At 51.3% G+C, this 19,667-nt stretch carries 20 protein-coding genes; 14 read left to right on the top strand and 6 right to left on the bottom strand.

Features of this window, described 5'->3' with window-relative positions:
• Positions 1-36 precede the first annotated feature (36 nt).
• The 3 genes from DUE52_RS27730 to DUE52_RS27720 form a co-directional block, all read right to left on the bottom strand.
• Positions 37-1,011 carry a transglutaminase domain-containing protein gene (locus tag DUE52_RS27730; protein ID WP_114409348.1) on the bottom strand — a complete coding sequence of 325 codons (975 nt, stop codon included), beginning with the start codon at positions 1,009-1,011 and terminating at the stop codon, positions 37-39.
• A gap of 80 nt (positions 1,012-1,091) precedes the next feature.
• On the bottom strand, positions 1,092-2,105 hold the full coding sequence (locus tag DUE52_RS27725; protein ID WP_114409347.1) for a bestrophin family protein: 1,014 nt from the start codon (positions 2,103-2,105) through the stop codon (positions 1,092-1,094).
• A 102-nt stretch (positions 2,106-2,207) separates the two neighbouring features.
• Complete coding sequence (locus tag DUE52_RS27720; RefSeq protein WP_114409346.1) at positions 2,208-2,747, bottom strand: DUF6580 family putative transport protein; 540 nt, start codon at positions 2,745-2,747, stop codon at positions 2,208-2,210.
• A 134-nt stretch (positions 2,748-2,881) separates the two neighbouring features.
• Here DUE52_RS27720 and DUE52_RS27715 point away from each other — a divergent pair, with 134 nt between their 5' ends.
• Entirely contained in the window at positions 2,882-3,376 is a 495-nt protein-coding gene (locus DUE52_RS27715) for a DUF421 domain-containing protein (protein WP_114409345.1), read from the top strand.
• Between the two features lie 58 nt (positions 3,377-3,434).
• Here the strand turns inward: DUE52_RS27715 and DUE52_RS27710 are convergent, their stop codons facing one another.
• Complete coding sequence (locus tag DUE52_RS27710; RefSeq protein ID WP_114409344.1) at positions 3,435-3,992, bottom strand: RNA polymerase sigma factor; 558 nt, start codon at positions 3,990-3,992, stop codon at positions 3,435-3,437.
• A gap of 409 nt (positions 3,993-4,401) precedes the next feature.
• Between DUE52_RS27710 and DUE52_RS27705 the strand changes: the two genes are divergently transcribed.
• From DUE52_RS27705 to rplT, 8 genes are all read left to right on the top strand, one after another.
• On the top strand, positions 4,402-4,956 hold the full coding sequence (locus tag DUE52_RS27705; RefSeq protein ID WP_114409361.1) for a DinB family protein: 555 nt from the start codon (positions 4,402-4,404) through the stop codon (positions 4,954-4,956).
• Between the two features lie 58 nt (positions 4,957-5,014).
• Positions 5,015-5,422: an EVE domain-containing protein gene (locus tag DUE52_RS27700; RefSeq protein WP_114409343.1), complete on the top strand. Its 408-nt coding sequence runs from the start codon at positions 5,015-5,017 to the stop codon at positions 5,420-5,422.
• On the top strand, positions 5,419-6,318 hold the full coding sequence (locus DUE52_RS27695; protein ID WP_114409342.1) for a class I SAM-dependent methyltransferase: 900 nt from the start codon (positions 5,419-5,421) through the stop codon (positions 6,316-6,318). The genes DUE52_RS27700 and DUE52_RS27695 overlap by 4 nt, the downstream gene beginning before the upstream one ends.
• Positions 6,319-6,405: 87 nt before the next feature.
• A complete protein-coding gene (locus tag DUE52_RS27690; RefSeq protein WP_114409341.1) occupies positions 6,406-7,578 on the top strand; it encodes a tetratricopeptide repeat protein in 1,173 nt (390 codons plus the stop codon).
• Between the two features lie 265 nt (positions 7,579-7,843).
• Positions 7,844-9,793, top strand: a complete 1,950-nt coding sequence (thrS, locus tag DUE52_RS27685; protein WP_114409340.1) for a threonine--tRNA ligase — start codon at positions 7,844-7,846, stop codon at positions 9,791-9,793.
• 208 nt (positions 9,794-10,001) lie between these two features.
• Positions 10,002-10,562 carry a translation initiation factor IF-3 gene (infC, locus tag DUE52_RS27680; protein WP_114409339.1) on the top strand — a complete coding sequence of 187 codons (561 nt, stop codon included), beginning with the start codon at positions 10,002-10,004 and terminating at the stop codon, positions 10,560-10,562.
• Positions 10,563-10,720: 158 nt separating this feature from the next.
• Complete coding sequence (rpmI, locus tag DUE52_RS27675; protein WP_114409338.1) at positions 10,721-10,918, top strand: 50S ribosomal protein L35; 198 nt, start codon at positions 10,721-10,723, stop codon at positions 10,916-10,918.
• 206 nt (positions 10,919-11,124) lie between these two features.
• Positions 11,125-11,469, top strand: a complete 345-nt coding sequence (gene rplT, locus DUE52_RS27670) for a 50S ribosomal protein L20 (RefSeq protein WP_114409337.1) — start codon at positions 11,125-11,127, stop codon at positions 11,467-11,469.
• A gap of 38 nt (positions 11,470-11,507) precedes the next feature.
• On the opposite strand, the gene DUE52_RS27665 is transcribed toward rplT, so the two are convergent.
• Positions 11,508-11,924 carry a nuclease A inhibitor family protein gene (locus tag DUE52_RS27665; RefSeq protein WP_114409336.1) on the bottom strand — a complete coding sequence of 139 codons (417 nt, stop codon included), beginning with the start codon at positions 11,922-11,924 and terminating at the stop codon, positions 11,508-11,510.
• 131 nt (positions 11,925-12,055) lie between these two features.
• Here DUE52_RS27665 and DUE52_RS27660 point away from each other — a divergent pair, with 131 nt between their 5' ends.
• From DUE52_RS27660 to ppsA, 4 genes are all read left to right on the top strand, one after another.
• Entirely contained in the window at positions 12,056-12,634 is a 579-nt protein-coding gene (locus DUE52_RS27660) for a hypothetical protein (protein ID WP_114409335.1), read from the top strand.
• A gap of 288 nt (positions 12,635-12,922) precedes the next feature.
• The gene (dnaK, locus tag DUE52_RS27655) at positions 12,923-14,854 is read left to right on the top strand and encodes a molecular chaperone DnaK (protein ID WP_114409334.1); all 1,932 of its coding nucleotides are present in this window, start codon (positions 12,923-12,925) and stop codon (positions 14,852-14,854) included.
• A 145-nt stretch (positions 14,855-14,999) separates the two neighbouring features.
• Positions 15,000-15,458, top strand: coding sequence for a MarR family winged helix-turn-helix transcriptional regulator (locus tag DUE52_RS27650; RefSeq protein WP_114409333.1), 459 nt, complete (start codon positions 15,000-15,002; stop codon positions 15,456-15,458).
• Between the two features lie 19 nt (positions 15,459-15,477).
• Complete coding sequence (gene ppsA / locus DUE52_RS27645) at positions 15,478-18,111, top strand: phosphoenolpyruvate synthase (RefSeq protein ID WP_114409332.1); 2,634 nt, start codon at positions 15,478-15,480, stop codon at positions 18,109-18,111.
• Positions 18,112-18,138: 27 nt separating this feature from the next.
• On the opposite strand, the gene DUE52_RS27640 is transcribed toward ppsA, so the two are convergent.
• On the bottom strand, positions 18,139-18,801 hold the full coding sequence (locus DUE52_RS27640) for a class I SAM-dependent methyltransferase (RefSeq protein WP_165841049.1): 663 nt from the start codon (positions 18,799-18,801) through the stop codon (positions 18,139-18,141).
• 85 nt (positions 18,802-18,886) lie between these two features.
• Between DUE52_RS27640 and DUE52_RS27635 the strand changes: the two genes are divergently transcribed.
• Positions 18,887-19,666, top strand: coding sequence for a hypothetical protein (locus DUE52_RS27635; RefSeq protein ID WP_114409330.1), 780 nt, complete (start codon positions 18,887-18,889; stop codon positions 19,664-19,666).
• Position 19,667 lies beyond the last annotated feature (1 nt).

The following is a 19,667-nucleotide window of genomic DNA, read 5'->3' as shown; positions in this document are numbered from 1 at the left end:
TGATCTAACCTCTCTTGCCTATCTTCTTTATTCTCTTCACGAATTATAGATCGAAAACGACGCGATGCAGTCGTATTTCTTTACGCGGGCATTGCCCCGGGAGCGGGCAAAAATATGCAGCGTCGACCAGCCCCGGATCGGGACATTGAACTGCAACTGGTGCTGATTGCCATAGCGAGCCACCTTAACGGGAACTTCTGACCCCTTCGATTGTCCAAAACGGCTAACCGTGCAGAGGTATTCCAGCGCCTGTTCGTTTTGCAGCGTCAGTTCCGCTTTTCCCTGCGCCCGGATCTGGCCGTTTCGCGGGAAGTCAGGCCCAAATCCCAATTGAAAATACGGATCATAGAGTTTCGGAAACCGGTCGAATTCACTCTTGCTGAGCGGCTGATCCAGAAACTGCCAACGGGGATCTGTCGGAAAATGCTGGGAAACAAACACTTCTGGTGGCGTCAGGAAATAAAAATCATTGCTGCCAGCGCCTTCCGAAGCGGTGGTAACGGCCCAGGCTAAATCCAGCAAAAACCACTCATCCTCAATGTTGACGGCATTCCATTCGTGGTCGACCACCGCAACGGGTCGTCCTGCTTCCTTGTCCTCCGTGCGGGCATACCCCCGGATGTTGACGGCCTGAACGCCCGCCCGTTTCAGGAGGTATTTGAACAACAGCGCATAGCCGGTGCAGAGCCCTTTTCGCTGGCGCAGAACCCGGTTGGCGTATTCAAATTCGGAATAATATTTCTGGGAACTCCGGTTGTGAACGGCCTCCAGATCGTAGCGGATGTGGGAAACCATCCAGGCATAAATCACCCGAACTTTGTCCATATCCGTGCGGGCGGGAGCCGTCAGGTAGTCCGACAAACTGGTAATGCTGCGGGCATAGGAGTCCGGAGCATTACGTGCGTAGTAATCGATCTGGCCGTAGTGATCGCTGGGCGACACAACCGACGCAGGCTTCAATCCGACGCAAAAAATCAATACAAGTACGATGGGCAGGAATCGGCGACACATATTCGTTCTACACTTGTCGATAAAACTGAAAACCGCCCCCGTTTATTGTTTTCCGCCGGTGAATTCCCCGCTGGTGCCGTCTAGAGCATGATATTATCCACCGCCTGCATACGCTCCGGCAGCTTGGTTTCGCCCAGCATTTCGCGCAAATCGATCTCCACATTGCGGCAGATGGCCGTCATCGGAACGTCGTTGATGCTGTTTTCAAACGGGTTTTCGCTGGTGTCGCCAATGATTTCCATCGTGTTGAACACCCAGGAGATCAGGGTGTAGAATGGAATGGTGAGCCAGATGTACCAGTCGCCCAGTTTGGCCATTTCGCCGAGCAAACCGTAGGGCAGAATCAGGACGAAAAGCCAGATGAAGACGTAGCTGAAAAAGGCGTACTGGCGGGGAAAGGGAAATGTTTTGATCCGCTCGCAGGCGCCCTGCTGGTTGTAACATTCGACCAGCAAGCGTTCCATTTCAGCGTGGTAGTACTCCGAAATCAGTCCTTTGGCCCGCAGTTCTTTGAGTTGGGCGGATTGGTTGCGGATCAGGTGCGTGGCGGCATTCTGACGCTTGGTGATAAATTCCACTTCTTCGGCGGCTAAAAACGGGGCCAGGTCTTCATCCAACTGGTGCAGGCGAAAGGCTTCGATGCGTTCGATCAGGGTATGCTCGGCCCCTACGCAGGCTTCCCAAACCGTGCGTCGCCGAAGCTGGAGCCGCAGGGCGTTCAGAAAAGCCAGTTGGCGGTAGACCAGACTTTGGTGAATGGTTTTCAGTTCCTGTTCCAAAACCGGCTCGGTGGCGTTCAGATTGGTGACATAATCCAGTGCCATGATGGCCCACGACCGGCTGACGTTCACCAGACTACCCCAGATCCGGCGTCCTTCCCACAGCCGTTCGTAAGAAGAATTGTTTTTGAAACCCACGTAGAACGCGACAGCGGTTCCGATCAGGCCGATGGGCAGAAAAGGGATGGCCAGACATTGCCAGCCCGCCATGACGTAGAGCAGACAGATGAGGGTGGAATACCCGAGAAAGAACAGAACCGAGCGCCAGGCGAACGGAAAAATATGGTGAAAACGAACCCGTTTGGAGGTATACATGATGGATAGGAAGTTGGTTGAGTCGGTGTATTATCACTAAAAAAAGACCTGCAAGGTTTGAAAGCTTACAGGTCTTTTAGGGAATCGATAGGATGACTGAATTTATCGGGCTAGCCTGAAAACCGGAAACTGTCGTTGTAAGAGGTAATAACTGCCGAATAAAACCGTGCTGAAGGTCAGGTCGCCCAGCACAGCATTCAGAAAAAACGACTGGCCATTGTAGAACGCCAGACCGGCGGCATAACTGGCCAGCAGGCCCTGGGGCGTTTGCGGGTAGAACGAGCTGCCGTACCAGACCGCAAAATTGGTGATCAGAAAAAACAGCGCTGAGGACAGGAGGGAAGCGGTTAGCACCCGACCCATGGTGATTTTTCGTAACAGAACAATGCCCAGCAACCAGATTACGGTAAAGGCACTGTAGACGCTCATCATCCCGCTGTGGAAACCGATGAAGAGGTCACTCAGCAGCATGGCGACCAGCGGAATGGCCAGCCCGAGCCATTTGCGCTCAAAGGTGGCCGCGCCAAACAGGGCCAGGGCAGCAATGGGTGTAAAATTATACGGGTGAGGTAACAAACGACTCAGAGCCGTGACAACGATGATGGCCGCTAACGATGCCGTACGAATGTGAATAAGCTTCATGGCGTGAAGTTACACCGAAAATTAAAAACTGTCAAAACCTGAATCAATTTGGGGGGCCAAACGCTCAATTTGCTGCCGTATTTCCGCTACTTTCCGTCGCAGATCCGTTTCAGAATTCAAATCTGTTGCAAGCTATGGAAAAACTAATTGGCGTTGACTGGCATTCAGTCTTTATCCCCACAACCTCTGTTTTGGAAATGATGGTGCGCGGCACGCTGACGTATTGGTTTATCTTTTTATACCTGCGGTTTTTCAGGCGTGGCACCGGGCAACTGAATCTCAGTGACTTGCTGCTCATTACGATGATTTCGGATGCCGCACAGAACGCGATGGCCGGGCCGTATGAATCCGTGACGGAGGGTTTGTTTCTGGTCGGAACGCTGGTTTTCTGGGATTATACAATCGACTGGTTGGGTTATCAATCCGTTCTTCTGAAAAGAATCGTGGAACCCGAACCCATCTTATTGGTGAAAGACGGTCAGTTGATGCGCCAGAACATGAAACGGGAGATGATCACGGAAGACGAATTGATCAGCATCCTGCGGGAAAACGGCGTTGACGATTACCACAATGTGAAAAAATGCTACCTCGAAGGCAGCGGAAACATTAGCGTAATCGAAAAAAAATAACCGGATAAAATCGCCTAATAACCAGACAGTTTCAGGCGATTTTATCCGGTTATCTGAATCAATTCAATTGATAAAAAATGAGTATATCTTTTACTTTATCCCGTACGCGTTTTAGCCGCATTTTGACGGCACTGTCTTTAACCTGTAGTAGTATTGCCATTTCCCGGATGTTCATGTTGTCTTCATACTTCATTCGCAAATACATCGACTCGCTAGGGGCGATTTTTTCCAGAATCAGATCCACAAGCTGATAACGTTCTTCCATCCCGGCGTAGTCGTTGGTTTCGGCCAGGGTCTTGACGATCTCGTGATCCAGTTCGACCCAGTCGCTCCGCCGACGGCCCATTTTCATGCGATCCATGCAATAGTTGGTCGAAACCGTGTAGAGCCAGGTCGAGAAGGTGGATTTTTCCTTAAAATTGTGTAGTCCGGACAAAACCCGCATGAAAATGTCCTGCGTGAAATCTTCCGCATCGATGGGGTCTTTGGTAATGGTCAAACACCGGCGGTATACCTTGTTTGAATAACGTTTGTAGAGTTGACCAAAATAGTCGCTTTGTTGGGTAGCAAGGTAATACCGTACCAGCTCCTCGTCGGTGTGACGATTGGTGTTCATAAGTTGATAGCACAGAAATCGTGAACTATTTATTGAACACAAAGAGGAGGCTGACCCTTTGAGTAATAATAACTGAGCAATCGCTCAATGATTCAAAACTATTGATTGTCCATACAAATGTCAAGGGGTAACTTTACTTTTATTTGATTTTCACCATTAGTTTATAATCAATCCATCCTAAAAAAATATTGGATTGATTTTAGGAGATGAACCGGATTCAGAAGTCGGACTTGTATTATTGTCAGGAGTGGGAAAAAGTGCCTTTTCATGCACATTCTTCAATAAGTTATATCTTTTTTTTGGGATAGAATCGGGGAGTAACACAATGAAAAAATAACAAACCCTTTTACCTTTGCCGAAAGAACCGAAAGAGGACTCAGGCCCTCCGCTCATTTACAACACGATTCCAATGGTACAGAACGACGAATTGATACGAATCATTGACCTGCTCAACACAACCTACGAAGGGGAAGAAGCCTGGCACGGGCCTTCGCTGGTGGAAGTGCTGAGTGGCGTTTCTCCCGAAATGGCGGGTCACCGGTTGACGCCCAACACGCATTCCATCGCCGAACTGGTCTTCCACATGACGAGCTGGCGGATTTTTTGCGTCAAAAAAATGCAGGGAGACAAGGATTTCGACATCAAGACGCCGGAGAAAAATTTCGGTTCGTTTCAGGTCATCGACGATTTTGAGTGGGAAGCCCTGCAAATGGAACTGAGCCTGAGTCAGGAAGAATTGATCAACGAACTCGACAAACGCGACGATGATGAATTTCTGGAAGACATCGTTCCCGGTAGAGATTATACGTACTACGATATGCTGCACGGCATCATCAACCACGATACGTACCACTCCGGGCAGATTTCCATCATTAAGAAAGGCCTGAAATTCAAAGGGCTGGACGAAGACCATTCGCACGACGAGTTCGGGTCCAAATACGGCGACGAATTCGATGACTATTAAACCGTCTGCGACCCGTTCCAGCCATTTTAACCATCAAACCATTTAATACTCCAACGCTTTGAACTACTGGCTCGTTAAGTCCGAACCGGACGCGTATTCGTGGGACGATTTCATTCAGCAGGGCAAAGCCGTGTGGGATGGTGTACGCAACTACCAGGCCCGCAACAACCTCGCTTCGATGCGCCTGGGCGATCCGGTGCTGTTTTACCACAGTGTGGCGGGCAAGGAAGTGGTCGGACTGGCCAAAGTGAGCCACGAAGCCTATCCCGATCCGACCATTCCGGAAGATCCGCGGTGGGTGGTGGTGGAACTCGAACCCGTCACCCGGCTTTCGAAACCGGTTTCACTACAGCAGATCAAAGCGGAACCGCTGTTGCAGAATCTGTTGCTGATCCGGCAGTCGCGGCTGTCCGTCGTTCCGGTCAGCGTCAACGAATTTGAGTGTATTTTAGCCCTGGGCTCATGAGTAACAACCGTCTGACGCTGCTTACCCCCGAAAGCTGGTCTTCCTATGAATTAATCGACACGGGCGGTTTTGAAAAACTCGAACGCTTTGGCTCCATTGTGCTCAGCCGCCCGGAACCGCAGGCCATCTGGCCCAAGTCACTGAGCGATGCGGAATGGCAAAACCGGGCCCATGCGGTTTTCAAAAAAGACAAGGGATCGCAGGAAAAAGGGGAGTGGGTGCTAAACGCCAAAATGGACGAGAAATGGTTCATTCCGTATCAGCAACAAGGCCTGGATCTGACTTTCAAACTCTCGCTTTCGTCGTTTAAACACGTCGGAATTTTCCCGGAACAGGCCGTCAACTGGCCGTTTATTCACCGGAACGTATCGGCTCTACCCGTTGAAAAACCGCGTATTCTGAACCTGTTTGCCTATACCGGAGCTGCGTCGTTGTCGGCCCGGCAGGCTGGCGCGCAGGTGACCCACGTCGATGCCGTTCGGCAGGTGATCACCTGGTCGCGGGAAAACATGGAAGCCAGCGGACTCGACAACATCCGCTGGGTGGTGGAAGATGCGCTGAAGTTTGTGAAACGGGAAGTCCGTCGCGGCAATACCTACCACGGCTTGATTCTGGACCCACCGGCCTACGGGCGCGGACCGGAAGGCGAGAAGTGGCTGCTGGAAGAACACCTCAATGAATTGTTGCAGGTTTGCGCCGAATTGCTGGACAAGCAACAGTATTTTTTGATCATCAATCTCTACTCCCTCGGTTTTTCCGCGCTGATTCTGGAAAACCTCATGAAAGCCCATTTTGGCGAGCGTCCCAACACCGAATTTGGCGAATTGTATCTCAGCGACGGTTTTGCCAAACGCCTGCCCCTGGGCGTATTTTATCGGTTTTCTTCCATCGAATGACCTATATTTGCAGTTGGAAACGAACTGGGCTGTCTGGCCATCCGGTATTTCGGAAGCGGCAGTCCATCCTGATTTCCGGGAATTAGAATGGGCAAGTTCTGTAGCCTCTGGTGTCTGATTGGTGTGTGTTTTCTAGTGGCCTGTTCCGACGACGACCGCCGGCAGACCCGGATTCCCGCTGTGCCCGAAAATTCGGCCGACATCCGCAACCAGGCCGCCCTGGAAGCCCTGACGCGGGCGATTAACCAAAGTGGCCCGGCCTCGGCCTATGCCAAACGCGCGGCACTTTATATGGATCTCGGAAAAACCGATGAAGCCCTGGCCGACATCAACGAAGCCCTCGAACGGGAAAACAATGAGGGGCGGTATCACTTTGTGAAGGCGCAGGTTTTGCGAAAAAAACAGTTGTATGACGACGGACTGGAAAGCGCGTTGCGGGCCGAAGGGTTGGGCGTCAACACGCCGGAATTATACATTGCCATCGGGGATTTGCTCCAGCACGAAAAGCAGTTGGACCGCGCCCGGTTTTACCTCGTGAAAGCCCTGCAAATGGCGCCCTACGAAGGCGAAGCGTTTTACCTGAACGGTCTGGTGGCGGCCAAATCGGGAGATACCACCCGGGCGGTTACGTTTTACAAACGGGCGTTGACGCTGAAACCCCGGTTTCTGGAACCGTATGTGCAGTTGTCGATCATCCATTCCGTGCGGGGCGATTATGCGACGGCCATTGCCTACAACAAGCGGGGCGCGGGTTACTTCCCGAACGACCCCGGTTTGCTGTATGCCCTCGGCCATATTTACCAGCAGACGGCTGCGTCCGACAGTGCCTACTTTTTTTACCAGAAAGCCCTGCGACTGGACCCCACGATGGTGCAGGCGCATTTTCAATCGGGTCTGGTGATGATGAAACTGCGGAACATGGCGCAGGCTTTGCAGCACTTCGATCAGGTGGTGAAACAGGCTCCGCAGTTTCCGCGCATCCATTATTACATCGCCATGTGCTATGAACAATTCCGGGAGTGGGAACAAGCCGGTAAACAATATGCGTTAGCCATGCAGGAGAATGCCGCCGATCAGCAGGCGTATTATGGCTACTGGCGGGTGCAGAAGAGAAAAATGTATGGCGATGCGACCGATATTCCGTACACAGAAAGCCCCGTTGCGCCAACCCGCCCCGGTCAGGTGCTCGACACCACGCGCGTCCGCGTCATGATGATTCAGCCCCGATCCCGATTTAGCCGCGATTCAACCAGAAATTGAAGAGGTTTTAATATGGAATTTAAAATGTAAAATGATAAATACTGAATGTAAAATTGAATTCATCCTGACTACTTTAGGACATTCGTATGTTGCCCCTAATCCCCTAAAGGGGACTTTTAGCATCCAGAGGGTTCTGCGTCCAAGTCCCCTTTAGGGGATTAGGGGCAACAGCGAATGTCCAATACTTTTACATTCACTATTTCTCATTTTACATTGATCATTAATAACAAGTGCCGATTGAGTACCACTGATAAACTTTATAAAAATGAGTGACCAAATTCGCATTACACTGCCCGACGGCAGTGTCCGGGAGTATCCCAACGGAGTAACCAGTCTGGAAATCGCCCTGAGCATCAGCGAAGGGCTGGCGCGCAATGTATTGGCTGCCAAGGTGAATGGCACCGTGCAGGATGCCACGCGCCCCATCACAACGGATGCAGCGGTTACCCTTTTGACGTGGAACGATACCGAAGGAAAAGCGACATTTTGGCATTCGTCCGCCCACTTGCTGGCCGAAGCCCTGGAAGAACTGTATCCGGGCATCCAGTTCGGAATCGGGCCGCCGATCGAGAAAGGCTTCTATTACGATGTCGATCTGAATGGGCAGCATTTCTCGCAGGAGGATTTCAAGAAGGTGGAAGACAAAATGCTTGAACTGGCGCGGCAGAAACAGGAGTTTATCCGCCAGCCGATCAGCAAAGCCGAAGCCGTCGCTTATTTTGAAAAGAAAGGCGATCCTTATAAACTCGACCTGCTGGAACGGCTCGAAGACGGAACGATCTCGTTCTACACCCAGGGCAACTTCACCGATCTCTGCCGGGGACCGCACATTCCGCATACCGGTTTTATCAAAGCCGTGAAGCTGATGAACGTGGCCGGTGCTTACTGGCGGGGCGACGAGAAGAACAAGATGCTGACCCGCGTCTATGCCGTCACGTTCCCGAAACAGAAAGAACTGGACGATTACCTGCACCTGCTGGAGGAAGCCAAAAAACGCGACCACCGGAAACTGGGCAAGGAACTGGAACTGTTTGCTTTTTCGGAAAAAGTCGGTGCCGGTTTGCCGCTGTGGTTGCCAAAAGGAACGATGCTGCGCGAACGGCTGGAGAATTTCCTGCGGAAAGCACAGGTTCGGGCGGGTTATCAGCAGGTTGTAACGCCCCACATCGGGTCGAAGCAACTGTATGTGACGTCGGGCCACTGGGAGAAATACGGTGAAGACTCGTTCAAGCCCATTCTGACGCCGGAAGCGGGCGAGGAGTTTCTACTGAAACCCATGAACTGCCCGCACCACTGCGAAATTTACAAAACCAAGCCACGTTCCTACCGGGATTTGCCCTTGCGGCTGGCGGAGTTTGGCACGGTTTATCGGTACGAACAAAGCGGTGAACTGCACGGGTTGACCCGGGTTCGCGGTTTTACGCAGGACGATGCGCATATTTTCTGTCGCCCGGATCAGGTGAAAGAGGAGTTTATCAAAGTCATTGATCTGGTGCTGTACGTTTTCAAATCGCTCGGTTTCGACGATTACAGCGCCCAGATTTCGTTGCGTGATCCCGAAAACAGGCAGAAATACATTGGTTCGGATGAACTGTGGGAAAAAGCCGAATCGGCCATCATCGAAGCGTCGGCCGAACGGGGCCTGAGAACCGTAACCGAATTGGGTGAAGCGGCTTTCTACGGTCCCAAGCTGGATTTCATGGTTCGGGACGCCCTGGGTCGCAAATGGCAGTTGGGAACCATCCAGGTCGACTACAACCTGCCCGAACGGTTTGAACTGGAATACACCGGTTCCGACAACCAGAAATACCGGCCGGTGATGATTCACCGTGCGCCGTTTGGTTCGATGGAACGGTTTATTGCGATCCTGATCGAGAACTCGGGGGGCAACTTCCCGCTCTGGCTGTCGCCCGACCAAATTGCCGTTTTGCCAATTTCGGAGAAATATGAGGACTATTCCAACGAAGTTTTCCTAACTTTGCAGGAAAGCGACATTCGGGGGTACGTCGATCACCGCGATGAGAAGATCGGTCGCAAGATCCGGGATTCGGAATTGAACAAAGTGCCATTCATGCTGATTCTGGGCGAAAAAGAGCAGGCCGAAGGGCTTGTTTCGGTTCGCAGGAAAGGCGAAGGCGACATTGGATCGATGACCATTGCCGAATTTGTGGCGTTTTTTCAGAATGAAATCAAGCCCGTAGCGAAGGCAGTTTGATGAAATAAATGAACCATTTACCGGGGATAATGAACAGACCAAACGGTTTTCCGCTATTCATTACGCCCGGTAAATGGTTCATTAACCTCATTTTCTTGCTCCGAATGCTCAAAATGCGTATTTTACGGGAAACTTTATAATACACATTACGTTATAGGCACGTAATCACCCGCAACAGCGGACCCATTTTCAACTCTAAATATTATCTATGGCATTACAGCGCAGACCCATGCGCCCACCGCGTGTGGTCGAAGAACCTTACCGGATCAACGGCCGTATTCTAGCCCGTTCGGTTCGGGTAGTTGGTGAAAACGTCGAACAGGGCGTTTACGACATTCAGCAGGCCCTTGACCTGGCCAAGTCGCAGGCCCTCGACCTGGTCGAAATTTCCCCCAACGCCGTGCCGCCCGTCTGCCGGATTGTCGACTACTCGAAGTTCAAATACGAACAGAAGAAGAAGCAGAAAGAAATCAAGGCGAAGGCTCAGAAAGTCGTTATCAAAGAAATCCGGTTCGGCCCGAACACCGACGACCACGATTTTGAATTTAAATTGAAACACGCCATTAACTTCCTGAAAGAAGGCTCGAAGGTGAAGGCTTACGTCCAGTTTGTCGGGCGTTCCATCGTCTTCAAAGAGCGGGGTGTTGAACTGCTACAGCGGTTTGCCAAAGGGTTGGAAGACATCGGCCGCGTTGAGGCTGAACCCAAACTGGAAGGCAAGCGGATGAGTATGTTCCTGGCACCGAAGGTGGTTCAGGTGAAAAAATAAAGAAAAAGGAACAAGGGAGGACGGGAAGAATGGCAGGAAAGGAGCGAATACAGCCATCCTTTCCTGCCATTCTTCCCGTCCTCCCTTGTTCCTTTTCTCCCTTTTTTTTTCTATCTTTGCGGCCTGTTTCACAATCAGCAACATTTCTGTTTAAAGCAATGCCAAAAGTTAAAACCAATTCGGGCGCCAAGAAGCGTTTCAAGCTGACTGGTACCGGCAAAATCAAACGGAAGCATGCCTTCCACAGCCATATCCTGACGAAAAAGTCGACCAAACGCAAGCGGAACCTGGTTCACGATGCGCTGGTTTTCAAAGGAGATGAGCGTCGGATCAAGGTTATGCTCAACCTGGCGTAAGCAACGCCCACTTTCGCGGATTCTCCGCGCGGTTTCATGTTCAACCCGATCTCAGGCCTTTCAAGTGCAGTTAAAGGTTAAAAGTTAAAAATTAAAAGTGAAAACCGGTTTTCGAATACTGCGGTGTTCAGGCCTATTTTTAACTTTTCTTTCTTAATTTTTAATTGATTTTTGTCGCCTGTTGTCAAAAACAAAAAAAATCAAAAATGCCACGTTCAGTGAACCACGTAGCCTCCAGGGCGCGTCGCAAGAAAGTAATGAAATTGGCCAAAGGGTACTTTGGTCGTCGTAAAAATGTTTGGACGGTAGCGAAAAACGCGGTTGAAAAAGGCCTCGTTTATGCATTCCGCGACCGTCGCCAGAAGAAACGCGATTTCCGCGCTCTCTGGATTCAGCGGATCAACGCCGGCGCGCGTCTGCACGGTGTTTCCTACTCGGCCCTGATGGGAAAAATTCACTCAGCCGGTATTGAATTAAACAGAAAGGTACTGGCTGATCTGGCCATGAACCACCCCGAGGCTTTCAAAGCCGTTGTTGAAACTGTGAAATAAATAGTCAGCAGGCAGCCGGTGAGGGCTGCCTGCTTTTTTTAGAAAGCGGTATCTACTACCAGCGTCTTCAATCCGGCCCAGCACCCGTCCGCTTTGCGTCCGAGTAAATACAAACCCACTTCGTTTTCGCCAACCCGGAACACCTGACGATCGCTCAGGACAGCCTGAACGGTTTTTTGCAGTTCGATAAACCGGGCAGTTCTTTTCTTTTCGTCCTCGTCATACCACGCCTGATCGGTAACAACCGGTTCCCAAAAACCGTCTTCCGGGATCTCCTCAACGTAAATTTCCGGCGTAATCAGTAACAAATCCTTTACCTGGCTGACAGTCAACGGCGGTTCAAAAGTAACGGTATACGCCACATAGTCAACGGGTTCGTCGGATTCGCCGGGATAAAACAGGTCGGTCAGCAAATCAGACAGGGAAAATTCGGGGGTAGATTCTTGGGGCGGCATTGTTACAATCCGTAAATAATTGCGTCTCAATTAAACTGATTCCGTACCGGGAAGTTATTACAAAGAAACAGTATAACCTGCTCAGTCCGGTGCTTCATAGTATTTTTTAACCACTCAAAACACGTACGATCATGATGGAAACCCTTATGAACCTCATTCGCCAGCAGTCGGGCGATGCGGTCATCAACAATCCCGCCATACCGAATCATCAGAATGAAGATGCCATGCAGGCCATTTCGAGCGGTATTCTCGGCGGCCTACAGCAACAGGCCCAGGGCGGTAATCTGAGTGACCTGCTGAGCATGGTAACCGGTCAGGGCAATGGGGCCAATGTGCAGCAAAGCCCGGTTACTCAGGGCGTGGAGCAGAATGTGCAGCAAAACCTGATGCAAAAACTGGGGATTTCCCCCCAGATGGCGATGTCGATTGCGACGATGGTGGTGCCGATGGTGTTGAGCAAACTGATGAATAAATCCCGGGACCCGAATGATTCGAGTGTCGATGGGAATCAGATTCTGGGAGCGGCAACCGGCAATCAGGGCGTCGATTGGATGGGAGCGGCCAGCTCGGCCATGGCCGATGGCAAACTGGATATGAGCGATTTGATGCGCGTTGCGGGCGGTTTTATGGGTGGAGGTAATAACACCCAGCAAAACCAGTCGAACAGTGGCGGACTGGGTGGTTTGCTGGGCGGTTTGTTTGGTAAATAATGGGAATACCCCAACCCCTGAAAGGAGCAAAAAACAGGTAGTGAAAAGCCACTTTCAGGGAGTTGGGGGATTTACCAATGATCCTGCCAGTACGTACACTGGCGGACTCACTACCAGTTTACATCCTGTCAGAAAACGCCGGAGAATTTCATTCAGTAAAGCCATTCAGTCAGCTTTAGCTGTCAATCTGTCACGTTTTGGGGCAATTGAATGAGCTGGCATAGGTCTTGTTCATTAGGCATTTGTAGTTTGTCAAAAGACTAAAAGCAAGACATTCGTAAAAGTATCATGGGAAAGATTATAGGAATTGACTTAGGAACAACCAACTCGTGCGTGTCTGTCATGGAAGGCAACGAGCCGGTGGTCATTGCCAACAGCGAAGGCCGTCGGACCACTCCATCGGTGGTGGCCTTTATGGACAATGGCAACGGCGAACGCAAGGTCGGTGATCCGGCCAAACGCCAGGCCATCACAAACCCCAAGAACACGATTTCATCGATCAAACGGTTCATGGGGAAACGTTTCAATGAAGTTCAGAACGAAATCAAAACCGTCGCTTACACGGTCGAACGGGGTCCGAATGACACGCCCCGCGTCCGGATTGGCGATCGTCAATATACACCACAGGAAATTTCGGCCCTGATTCTGCAAAAAATGAAGCAGACCGCCGAAGACTATCTGGGCCAAACCGTTACGGAAGCCGTTATTACCGTACCGGCCTACTTCAACGATGCCGAACGTCAGGCAACCAAAGAAGCCGGTCAAATTGCCGGTCTGGATGTCAAGCGGATCATCAACGAACCGACAGCGGCTGCTCTGGCCTACGGCCTGGACAAGAAGCAGCAGGACATGAAAATTGCCGTGTTTGACCTCGGTGGTGGTACATTCGATATTTCCATCCTGGAACTGGGCGATGGCGTGTTTGAAGTAAAATCGACCGACGGTGATACGCACCTCGGTGGTGATGACTTCGATCAGGTAATTATCGACTGGCTGGCACAGGAGTTCAAAAACGACGAAAACATCGACTTGCGGCAGGATCCGATGGCGTTGCAACGGTTGAAAGAAGCGGCTGAAAAAGCGAAGGTAGAACTGTCCAGCTCTAGCTCGACGGAAATCAACCTGCCGTACATTATGCCGGTAAACGGTATTCCCAAACACCTGGTGCGGACGTTGAGCCGTGCGAAATTCGAGCAACTGGCCGATTCGCTGATTCAGCGGAGTCTGGAACCCTGCCGCCGGGCGTTGAAAAACTCCGGGTATTCGGCTAGCCAGATCGACGAGGTCATTCTGGTCGGTGGGTCAACCCGGATTCCGAAAGTGCAGGACGAAGTGGAGAAACTGTTCGGACGGAAACCGTCGAAGAGCGTGAACCCCGATGAAGCCGTAGCCGTTGGTGCTGCCATTCAGGGTGGTGTATTGACCGGTGAAGTGAAAGATGTCCTTCTGCTGGATGTGATTCCGCTGTCGCTGGGGATTGAAACGATGGGTGGTGTTTTGACCCGTCTGATCGACGCCAATACGACCATTCCGACCAAAAAATCAGAAACGTTCTCAACGGCTTCCGACAATCAGCCGAGCGTTGAAATCCATATTTTGCAGGGCGAACGTCCCCTGGCGAGCCAAAACCGCTCACTCGGACGATTCCACCTCGACGGTATTCCACCGGCCCCGCGTGGTATTCCGCAGATTGAAGTGACGTTCGACATCGACGCCAACGGTATTCTGCACGTAACCGCCCGCGACAAAGGAACCGGCAAAGAGCAGAAAATCCGGATTGAAGCCTCGAGCGGTTTGAGCGATGACGAAATCAACCGGATGCGCGAAGAAGCCAAAGCCAATGAAGCTTCTGACAAAGCAGAACGGGAAGTGATTGAGAAAATCAACCAGGCAGACTCGCTGATTTTCCAAACCGAGAAGCAGTTGAAAGAATACGGCGATAAATTGTCGGAAGGCAACAAAACCGCCATTGAAGGTGCGTTGAGCGAATTGCGTTCAGCCCACAGCAGCCGCGATGCAGCCGCAATCGACGCGGGTGTGGAAAAACTGAATGCTGCCTGGGCAGCCGCTTCGCAGGAACTCTATAACGCCACGGGCGGTGCGCAAGGCCCCAACCCGACCGACGGTTTCGCAGGTAACGGCGGCCAACCCAACGGACAGACTGGTCAGCCAACCGGCCAGGACAACGTTTCGGATGTGCCGTTTGAAGAAGTAAAATAAGAAACAAACCTAGATTTGGGAAGCCAGCCTGTGATAAACGGGCTGGCTTTTTTTGTGCGCATGCGCCAAGCCTGCCCAAATGAGTTTGAAACTTTGCAGGAAACTAATTATCTTTGCCAATAAGATAATTAGTTAATAAGATAATATGCAAGAAGAAGACGCAATCCGACCCATCCGAAAACTGAGCCAACTGTATGCCTATACCTCAATTCAGATGCACGAAGCCGTTGCCCGAAAGGCTGGTCTGTCGGGAACGGACCATAAATACCTGGGATTTTTTATTGAAAAAGGGCAGATGACAGCCGGAGAACTGGCCACGTTAACGGGCCTGACGACGGGCGCGGTTACCGGCTTGATCGACCGCTTTGAAAAGAAAAACCTCATTAAAAGACAATTTGCCCAAGACGACCGGCGCAAGGTCATTCTCGTACCGAACACTGCCACCATCATGGCGCTTTTAGTCCCGCTCTATGCCGAATTCCGAAGCGAGTCGGAAAAATTGCTGGCTTCCTTTTCAAACGAGGAAATCAAAATTATTGAAGCCTACTTTTTAAAGGCCATCGACATCATGAAGGCAACGACCCAAAAACTTAATGCCAACTAAATTGTAGAGTAGGAAAGGGATGAAAAATGCAAGTAAATACCTGCTTGACTTTCAGGATTTTGACCGAAAAATGCTTGCCGTGGTTGGGGGTAAAGGGGCCAGTCTGGGAGAATTGTCGCGGATAGAGGACGTGCAGGTGCCTGAGGGTTTTTGTGTGACGACGGACGCCTATAAAGATAGTTTCGGCCATAGCGAAACGTTGAGGGAACTGCTCGATCAGTTGGCTCTGCTAAAAGTAGATAACCGGATAGGAATTAGCGAAATCAGTGCAAAAATCCGGAAGGTGATCGAAGAAACCGCAATTCCGAACGGGATCGAAAAGGAGATTGCCCGCCAGCTTCAAAACCTTGGCGAAGAACATGCGTATGCCGTTCGATCCAGCGCTACGGCCGAAGACCTGCCAACGGCTTCGTTTGCCGGGCAACACGATAGCTATCTGAATACCGTTGGCAAGGCAGCCATTCTGAAATCGATCAGTCGCTGCTGGGCGTCGTTGTATACCGACCGGGCTGTTACGTACCGGCTGCAAAATGGATTCGACCACCGAAAAGTCTATTTATCGGTGGTGATTCAGAAAATGATTTTTCCAAATGTCGCCGGAATCCTGTTTACGGCTGACCCGGTTTCCTCCAACCGGAAGGTGGTGTCGATCGATGCCAGCTTCGGATTGGGTGAGTCCCTGGTTTCCGGCCTGGTCAATGCCGACCATTATAAAGTTCGTGCGGGCCAGTTGATTGCCAGAAAGGTTTCCACCAAGAAGCGGGCGGTTTATGCCGTAAAATCGGGCGGTACGCAGGAAGCGGAGGTTGAGTCCAACCGTCAGAACCGGCAGGCGTTGACCGAGGAGCAGATTTTACAGCTTGAGCGTGTGGGCCGGAAAATCGAAGCCCATTTCGGCTGTCCTCAGGACATCGAATGGGGGTTAGTCGATGACACATTCTTTGTGGTTCAAAGCAGGCCCATCACCACGCTGTTTCCGATTCCGGAAGCAAATAATCCCGGAAATGCCGGGCCCGACCCGCGCGTCTATGTATCGGTCGGTCATAATCAAATGATGACCGATGCCTTAAAACCATTGGGCATTTCCTTTTTCCAGTTAACAACCCGTGCCGTCATGCATCAAGCGGGCGGAAGGTTGTTTGTGGACGTCACACCGCATCTCGCTGCACCGGACAGCCGAAAAAAATTGATCGAAACCTTTGGACAAGGCGATCTGCTCATCAAAGACGCTCTGTTGACCATTGCCGGGCGAAAAGACTTTATCAAACCGGTACCGAATGGGAAAATACCGGCCACGGGATTTATAAACAACAACCTTTCGTGGCGTTATCTGGCGTCATTCGAAAACAAACCGGCTCTCGTTCCTGCTCTCATACGACAGAGTCAAACCTCCATTGCAGCGTTGAAGCAAGCTATCCAGGCGAAATCAGGAACCGCCTTATTCGATTTCATCCGGGAAGATATTCCGCAATTAAGACAGATGTTGTTTCGTCCGCAAAGTTTGGAGGTGATCAAGATTGCCCTCTACGCTACGGCCTGGATCAACAAAAAAATGGAGAAGTGGCTGGGCGAGAAAAACGCAGCAGATGTGCTCACCCAGTCCGTATCTCACAATATTACGTCAGAAATGGGATTGGCCCTGTTGGATGTTGCCGATGTGATTCGTCCGTATCCCGAAGTCATTGCGTTTTTACAAGGGGTAAAAGACGATCACTTTTTGGATGAACTGGTGAATTTTGAAGGGGGGCAGGAATCCCGGAAGGCAATCGAGGCTTTCCTTACCCGATACGGTATGCGTTGTGTCGGTGAAATCGATATTTCGAAGGCTCGTTGGAGCGAAAAACCGGCTCAACTTGTCCCCATCCTCCTCGGAAACATCAAAAACGTTGAACCCGGAGCCGGCAAGCAGAAATTTGAGCAGGGGCGACAGGAAGCGATGGAAAAAGAACAGGATTTATTGGAAAGATTGATGGCATTACCGGACGGGAGACGAAAAGCCCGGGAAACCAAACGCATGATCGGCCTGCTCCGGAATTTCATCGGTTATCGTGAATATCCCAAATACGGCATGGTCAATCGCTACTTCGTGTATAAACAGGCTCTCCTCCAGGAAATGGAAAAACTCGTGCAAGCCGGGGTCGTTCCTGAAAAAGAAGACGGCTACTACCTCACTTTTGAAGAGTTTCGCGAAGCCGTACGCACGCAGACCCTGAACCTCCAAATCATCCGCCAACGAAAGGAAGAACACGAAATCAATGAAAAACGAACGCCCCCGCGGGTAATCACGTCCGAGGGTGAAATCATCACGGGTCAGTACAGACGGGAAAATCTTCCAACCGAAGCGATGGCCGGGCTGGCGGTTTCTTCCGGACTGATCGAGGGGCGGGCACGAGTCGTCCTCAACCTGGAAGATGCGGATCTGGAAGCGGGTGATGTGTTGGTCACGACCTTTACTGACCCGAGCTGGACACCCTTGTTTGTCTCCATCAAAGGCTTGGTGACCGAAGTGGGCGGACTGATGACCCACGGAGCCGTGATTGCCCGGGAATATGGCTTGCCGGCAGTGGTCGGGGTGGAAAATGCGACCCGGTTGATCAAAGACGGCCAACGAATCCGGGTGAATGGAACGGACGGTTATGTGGAAATTCTGTAAAAAAGTGATGCGATTATGGCACCGGCCTTACCAAGCGGTTTTCTGCCAGTAACCACTGAGAATCATTCTTCCAAAATAAGGCTGTGATTTGCCGGAGTGCAGGGAAGGTTGTGAATTCAACAGCATCAACCAGTTGGGCAATCGATTTGCTTCGATGCGGCTGAGCGTGCGAAAGAACCGGTATTGGCCCCAGAGCAGCAGGCGTTGCCACCAGAAAACCGGTTTAACGAAATCGCAGCAAAACCAATAGCCATCCTTGTCTAAACAGGTCAGCAGCCGGGGCAGGATCTGGGTTTGCAGACGTTCCTCCGTAAACAGATCAAGCACAAACGGCGTAAAGAGTACCTGAACCCGGTCGCCGGGCCGAATAGCGGTTTCGGTTCCAACCCGGAAGTCGACCCGGCTGTCGTTATTCACTTCCTTCTTTGCCAAAGAAATCATGACTGGCGAAGCATCGATGTAGAGGACGGTTTTGGGATCGCAAACCGCCAGAATGCGCGACAATAGCCAGCCCGAACCACCACCCAGGACAAGAATATTCGCTTTTTTAGGAACCGATCCGAGCCAGTGAGCTTGGGCTTTTCGAAGCGAATTACCAAAAACCAGCCGGGAAAGGGCATCGTAAAAGGGAGCAATGCCATCAAATCCAGCGTCAACGGGTGGGGAAGTGGCCATAGCGTAGGAACCCATTGCGGTTCGAATTACAAAAGAAAGCAATTGGGATGACTTTTTTACCGGTTTCACGTCTAAGGGAAACACATAAACCTGTTGACGGATGAAAAAAGAACTACGCCCCGGTTTTAGTCTGTTTCTGCTCGGCCTGAGCATGTTGCAGACCTTCGCTCAGCCTAAATCAACTCCGCCTAAGACGGCTTCGCAACCCGCGAGCTTCGCGGTTCGGGCCGGATTCAATCAGTTATACGGCGATCTGAAAGACCCCCTATCAACTCCGTTCGCCGGGGCCTCGCTGCTGGTTCCCATCACAAAAACCGTAGCGGTTGAATTGCCTTTCGATGTGGGAACGTTGCAATCCCAGCAGGATGACTACTATCATTCCAGTGCCAAAACACGGTTTATTCAAGTAGCTGGTGCCGTATCGGTGGATATACTGGAATGGTTTAAACAGGGGCAGAAGCTGGTGGAACTTCGACCCTATGGCGGGGCCGGTCTGGTGTTTTTCCGGGCAGAAGCCATTGATCTAACCACCGGAACGGTACAGCGGGTGACCAACAACGCAGGCAGCCACCGGTCGCGCGACGGAATTGAAGCGCGCGGAAAAGCTGGTGTTAAACGCACCCACGAACTGGTCTGGCTGGTGGGGCTGCGGGGCGCAACGGCCCTGTCGCGCCGGATGAGTATTTTCGGGGATGTCCGGCTCAATCTCGTCCGTACCGACAAACTGGATGCCACCCTGGACGATAACAACCAGGTGATGCAAACCACCGGCCCGGCATTTACGGAGGGAAACCATTACGGGAAAAACAGCCCCGACAAATGGGGCTTTGTGACCGTGGGCCTGAATTTCTACTTTGGCGAGCGGTTTTCGAAAAACTGAG

This window comes from Larkinella punicea (genome assembly GCF_003334855.1).
Lineage (GTDB): Bacteria > Bacteroidota > Bacteroidia > Cytophagales > Spirosomataceae > Larkinella > Larkinella punicea.
This window is presented reverse-complemented; position numbering and strand designations above follow the sequence as displayed.

Excerpts from the sequence above, each read along its gene's own strand:
- DUE52_RS27725 (WP_114409347.1), bottom strand. The coding sequence starts at position 2,105 with ATGTATACCTCCAAACGGGTTCGTTTTCACCATATTTTTCCGTTCGCC.
- DUE52_RS27720 (WP_114409346.1), bottom strand. The coding sequence starts at position 2,747 with ATGAAGCTTATTCACATTCGTACGGCATCGTTAGCGGCCATCATCGTT.
- DUE52_RS27690 (WP_114409341.1), top strand. The coding sequence starts at position 6,406 with ATGGGCAAGTTCTGTAGCCTCTGGTGTCTGATTGGTGTGTGTTTTCTA.
- rpmI (WP_114409338.1), top strand. The coding sequence starts at position 10,721 with ATGCCAAAAGTTAAAACCAATTCGGGCGCCAAGAAGCGTTTCAAGCTG.
- thrS (WP_114409340.1), top strand. The coding sequence starts at position 7,844 with ATGAGTGACCAAATTCGCATTACACTGCCCGACGGCAGTGTCCGGGAG.
- DUE52_RS27705 (WP_114409361.1), top strand. The coding sequence starts at position 4,402 with ATGGTACAGAACGACGAATTGATACGAATCATTGACCTGCTCAACACA.
- DUE52_RS27665 (WP_114409336.1), bottom strand. The coding sequence starts at position 11,924 with ATGCCGCCCCAAGAATCTACCCCCGAATTTTCCCTGTCTGATTTGCTG.
- DUE52_RS27660 (WP_114409335.1), top strand. The coding sequence starts at position 12,056 with ATGATGGAAACCCTTATGAACCTCATTCGCCAGCAGTCGGGCGATGCG.
- infC (WP_114409339.1), top strand. The coding sequence starts at position 10,002 with ATGGCATTACAGCGCAGACCCATGCGCCCACCGCGTGTGGTCGAAGAA.
- dnaK (WP_114409334.1), top strand. The coding sequence starts at position 12,923 with ATGGGAAAGATTATAGGAATTGACTTAGGAACAACCAACTCGTGCGTG.
- DUE52_RS27650 (WP_114409333.1), top strand. The coding sequence starts at position 15,000 with ATGCAAGAAGAAGACGCAATCCGACCCATCCGAAAACTGAGCCAACTG.
- DUE52_RS27715 (WP_114409345.1), top strand. The coding sequence starts at position 2,882 with ATGGAAAAACTAATTGGCGTTGACTGGCATTCAGTCTTTATCCCCACA.
- DUE52_RS27710 (WP_114409344.1), bottom strand. The coding sequence starts at position 3,992 with ATGAACACCAATCGTCACACCGACGAGGAGCTGGTACGGTATTACCTT.
- rplT (WP_114409337.1), top strand. The coding sequence starts at position 11,125 with ATGCCACGTTCAGTGAACCACGTAGCCTCCAGGGCGCGTCGCAAGAAA.
- DUE52_RS27635 (WP_114409330.1), top strand. The coding sequence starts at position 18,887 with ATGAAAAAAGAACTACGCCCCGGTTTTAGTCTGTTTCTGCTCGGCCTG.
- ppsA (WP_114409332.1), top strand. The coding sequence starts at position 15,478 with ATGAAAAATGCAAGTAAATACCTGCTTGACTTTCAGGATTTTGACCGA.
- DUE52_RS27640 (WP_165841049.1), bottom strand. The coding sequence starts at position 18,801 with ATGGGTTCCTACGCTATGGCCACTTCCCCACCCGTTGACGCTGGATTT.
- DUE52_RS27695 (WP_114409342.1), top strand. The coding sequence starts at position 5,419 with ATGAGTAACAACCGTCTGACGCTGCTTACCCCCGAAAGCTGGTCTTCC.
- DUE52_RS27730 (WP_114409348.1), bottom strand. The coding sequence starts at position 1,011 with ATGTGTCGCCGATTCCTGCCCATCGTACTTGTATTGATTTTTTGCGTC.